Below are 3497 nucleotides of genomic sequence, written 5' to 3' on the forward strand. Positions count from 1 at the left end.
CCACCTCCCATGCCGCCCATACCGTCGGCTAACGCCAGCAGGGTTCCTTTTTTGCTTTCTGCACCGCCACCGCCAGCGGGTATACGATAGGAGCAGTAGTCCTGGTTTTCGGCTTTTTTCATTCCGATGTGCGATGCTGAACCGATGGTTACGGAAATCATATTTTACCTTTTTACTCTATTTCAGCCACAAAGGCACTAAGACACTAAGATTATAATATGATTCTTTTGTTACTACTCAGGTATCTTGCCACAAAGGCACCAAGGCACTAAGATTTTAGAATTATTTTATTTTCCTAAGATAAGGGGGCCAAATTTAAACCTATTATCTGTTGGTGTCTTTGTGCCTTAGTGGCTGAATAGTTACCTTCTCTTTTTGATAAAGGTTTATAATCCGTACTCCTTCTTTGTGCCTTCGTGTCTTAGTGGCTGAATTATTTTTGTGCTGACAACTTTTCGTTAGACAATTTTTCCATTAATTCCAGTTTATCATCGGGAAGTGGATATTTAGCCGCGCAGCGGAAACCGAACAGAAAGCTGCTGTAATTGGGCGGATAACGATCCCGGTTGGCTGAACGCAGACTTTCGGAGCCTTCAATAAAGGACCCGCCTTTGATGACATGCTCCTCTCCTGTTTCCGGTCCAACGGGATTTTTAGCGGCCCTTTCGCCGGTTGCATACCAGTCCTGATTCCATTGATACACGTTGCCGCCCATGTCCTGCATGCCGTAATGGCTCTGGCCTTTTTCGTATTCGGTTACCGGCGTGGTAGCGCCGATGATATTATCATAGTTGGCCGTAGTATCATCCGGTTCCGAATTGCCCCAGGGATATTCGTTGCCGTCAGGACCCCGGGCAGCCTTTTCCCACTGGGCCTCCGTGGGCAGGTCCTTGCCGGTCCACTGGCAATAGCTTGAAGCGTCGTTATAGGATACCTGGGACACCGGGTGATCTTCTTTGCCCTCGATCTCAGTCAATCCATCCGGTTTTTTCCAACTGGCTTCCGGTATTTTTTTCCAGCGCCGGCCGATTCTCACCAATCCGGCACCTTCTTTTTCGGCATCGGTTACATACTGGGCAGTCTCGACGAATTTTTGATATTGTTGATTGGAGACCAGGTATTTATCAATGTAGTATTTGTCCATATATATTTTTTGCGGCGGTTTTTCGGCTGAATATTTGTCCGAACCCATGGTGAATTCACCGTTTTTGATCAGTACCATGACGCTTTCGTCACCGGGATAAATGATTTCATAAAAACCTTTACTGTTTTTCACCCCGATTTCGATTTCTTCCGGTGGCGGTGGCGGTGGCCCTTTATCCCTGGAAAGAAAATAACCGACGCCGGCTCCGACGATAATCAAGACAGCTAATACCGTAGCGATCAACCCCATAGGAGACTTCTTTTTGACAACGACGACATCGTCCACGACTTCTATTTCTTTGGCGGCTTTGATGTCAAGAGTTGCATCCATAAGGGTCTCATCAAAGATCATGGTTACATCATCATGGGTTTCCTTATCGATCTCCATGGCCCGGCTGAATTCCGCAAAATCAACAAAACGATCGTCAGGATTCTTTTCCAGGGCCCTTAAAATAGCCTGGCTGATTTCATCCGGCAGATGTTCGGCGTACTTATTAGGGGGATCCGGGATTTCGTTCATGTGGCTGAACATAATCTGGGACGTTTCAGTGGCGGTAAAGGGTCTGCGGCCGGTAAACATCTCGTATAAAACCAGTGCCAGGGAATAGATATCGGATCGGACGTCAATTTCCGTGCTCCTGTCAAAGCGTTCAGGGGGAACGTAATGAATCGACAGCATACTGGCGGCGGTATCATGGGAGGCCGTCGTGCCCATTTTGGCGATCCCGAAATCCATGATTTTGGGAATATGATCCTCGTTGATCATAATGTTGGCCGGCTTGATATCGCGGTGCAAAATTCCGTTTACATGGGCGTACTGAAAGGCATCCAGGCAAAGTTTGGCGATATTATAGGCCGGATCAAAGGGCAGCGGGCCTTGGCGCTGGGCGATCAGTTTTTTTAATTCAACGCCCTTGACGTATTCCATGACAATACAGTAGTTTTCTCCATCCGGAAAAAACTCCATAAGCCGGCAGATATTGGGATGATCCAGCTTGGCCAGGATCATGGCTTCGTGAAAAAATTTTCGCACGACTTTTTCGTTTTCCAGCACCTGGGGATTAAGGATTTTCAAGGCAACCGTAGCTCCGTCTTCGGCCGTAGCTTCCCAGACACTGCCGAAGCCTCCTTTTCCCAGCGACTTGGTAATCAGATAGTCCCCCAATTGTTCGTTGATCATGTTTAATTACCTCACAAGATTAAAAAACCTGTTTGTAACGCTTGAGATCAAATCAACCTTGTCTATTCTCGCAATCAGAACAGTGATATTATCAGGGCCGCCGTTTTCATTGGCTTTTTCCACCAGTTTTTCAGCTGCAACATCCGGTTCCCGGTATGCGGTCAGGGTGCTTACTATGACTTCATCGGAAACAACACCATGCAGGCCGTCACAGCACAGCAGTATATACAAATTCTTTTCGATTTGACGGTCGATCGGGGCGGCATCGACTGTCAGCTCGGCCTCAAGGCCGATGGCTTTGGTTATGACGTGCCGATCAGGATGCGTCTCGGCTTCTTCGGCGGTAATAACGCCGGCCTTGACCAGACTTGTTACATAGGAATGGTCTTCGGTAAACTGGGTGATGTCGTTTCCGTAAATAAGATAACCCCGGCTGTCACCCACGTGGGAGTAATACATTTTGTTTTTTGTAATAACAACCGCAGTAAGGGTAGAGCCCATCCTTGCGGTTTCAACGTTTTCTGCGCCTTTGTCTATGACCTGCTTGTTGGCTTTGAGAAACGCCTTGGTCAGTGATTCCGTCACATTATCAGATGCATCATTATAATACGTTTCCATGAGCGTATCAACCGCAATTCTTGAAGCCAGTGATCCACCTCCCATGCCGCCCATGCCGTCGGCTAACGCCAGCAGGGTTCCTTTTTTGCTTTCAGCACCGCCAGCGGGTATACGATAGGAGCAGTAGTCCTGGTTTTCGGCTTTTTTCATTCCGATGTGCGATGCTGAACCGATGGTTACGGAAATCATGATTTGCCTTTTTCGTATGGGTTCACAGGTTCAGGGTTCAGAGGTTCACCGTTCTGGGTTCCCCGTTCTGGGTTAACCTCTGAACCCTGAACCCTGAACCTTTGAACCCCTGAACCCTGAACCCTGAACCTTTGAACCCAGAACCCGTAAACGGTTATCCCTTTTCTTCTATTTCTGCGTATCGAACCGGCCAGACAATGGCATTATCGTCCTTTTTCTGGTATCCGACCCTACCGAACCACATGTTCATCTTGTAAACATATTTGGGGCCGAACTTATGTTTTGTTTTCGACCAATAGCTCAGATGAGTGAGAACTCCGGTAAAAGGGTTGTTCAAGGGCAAAGCCGGGTTCTGTTGCTTTTTGTC

2 protein-coding genes and 1 pseudogene are annotated in these 3497 nt (G+C 47.7%); all 3 read right to left on the reverse strand.

Annotated elements, in window-relative coordinates:
- Positions 1-433: 433 nt before the first annotated feature.
- Positions 434-2323 carry an SUMF1/EgtB/PvdO family nonheme iron enzyme gene (locus tag V3S16_RS12970; protein WP_413885593.1) on the reverse strand — a complete coding sequence of 630 codons (1890 nt, stop codon included), beginning with the start codon at positions 2321-2323 and terminating at the stop codon, positions 434-436.
- 6 nt (positions 2324-2329) lie between these two features.
- A complete protein-coding gene (locus V3S16_RS12975; protein WP_413885595.1) occupies positions 2330-3130 on the reverse strand; it encodes a Stp1/IreP family PP2C-type Ser/Thr phosphatase in 801 nt (266 codons plus the stop codon).
- A gap of 154 nt (positions 3131-3284) precedes the next feature.
- Positions 3285-3497, reverse strand: a pseudogene (locus V3S16_RS12980) (hypothetical protein); the annotation flags it as partial.

Source organism: Candidatus Desulfatibia sp. (genome assembly GCF_036446775.1).
Taxonomy (GTDB): Bacteria; Desulfobacterota; Desulfobacteria; order Desulfobacterales; family UBA11574; genus Desulfatibia_A.

Excerpts from the sequence above, each read along its gene's own strand:
- V3S16_RS12970 (WP_413885593.1), bottom strand. The coding sequence starts at position 2,323 with ATGATCAACGAACAATTGGGGGACTATCTGATTACCAAGTCGCTGGGA.
- V3S16_RS12975 (WP_413885595.1), bottom strand. The coding sequence starts at position 3,130 with ATGATTTCCGTAACCATCGGTTCAGCATCGCACATCGGAATGAAAAAA.